This is a genomic window from Phyllobacterium sp. SL163, from assembly GCF_049896885.1.
Lineage (GTDB): Bacteria > Pseudomonadota > Alphaproteobacteria > Rhizobiales > Rhizobiaceae > Phyllobacterium > Phyllobacterium calauticae.
The window spans coordinates 1-750 of record NZ_JAFCVE010000023.1 but is presented as its reverse complement, the minus strand read 5'-3'; the positions used below and the strand labels follow the sequence as shown (position 1 = coordinate 750).

Annotated in this window: 1 protein-coding gene; it reads left to right on the top strand. The window is 67.1% G+C overall.

From position 1 onward, the window contains the following. A partial coding sequence (gene glpD / locus ACP7B1_RS24550; RefSeq protein WP_426137404.1) for a glycerol-3-phosphate dehydrogenase occupies positions 1-750 on the top strand: 750 nt, incomplete at both ends.

Genomic DNA, 750 nt, shown 5'->3' with positions numbered 1-750 from the left:
CGGCGGCCAGGCCGCTGAAGTCGCTCTATACGCGGGCGTTCGAATATTCCGACTGCTGGGTCAATGATGCGCGGCTGGTGGCGCTCAATGCGCGCGATGCGGCCGACCGCGGCGCGGTGATCCGCACCCGCAGCAAGGTGACGGCGGCGCGGCGCGCGGCCGATGGCTGGACGCTGGACGTGCAGGACGCCCTGTCGGGTGCGGTGGAGACGGTGCGGGCGCGGCTCGTGGTCAATGCGGCCGGTCCCTGGGTGGACGAGGTCCTGACCGGCGTGGCCGGGCTCAACGCGGCGCACAATGTGCGCCTGGTGCAGGGCAGCCACATCGTGGTGCGCAAGAAGTTCGACGATCCGCGCGCCTATTTCTTCCAGAACACCGACGGGCGCATCATCTTCGCCATTCCCTATGAGCAGGAATTCACGCTGATCGGCACGACGGACCAGGATTATCACGGCAATCCGGCCGAGGTGACGATCACCGCTGCGGAGACCGATTATCTGTGCGCGGCGGCCAGCGAGTATTTTGCCGCGCCGGTGCAGCGCGCCGATGTGGTGTGGAGCTATTCGGGGGTGCGCCCGCTCTATGATGACGGGGCCTCGAAGGCGCAGGAGGCGACGCGCGACTATGTGCTGAAAAGCGATGCGCCGGCGGGGCTGGCGCCGCTGATGAACATTTTCGGCGGCAAGATCACCACCTACCGGCGGCTGGCGGAGCACATGCTGGAGAAGATCGAGGAGAAGCTCGGGGCCA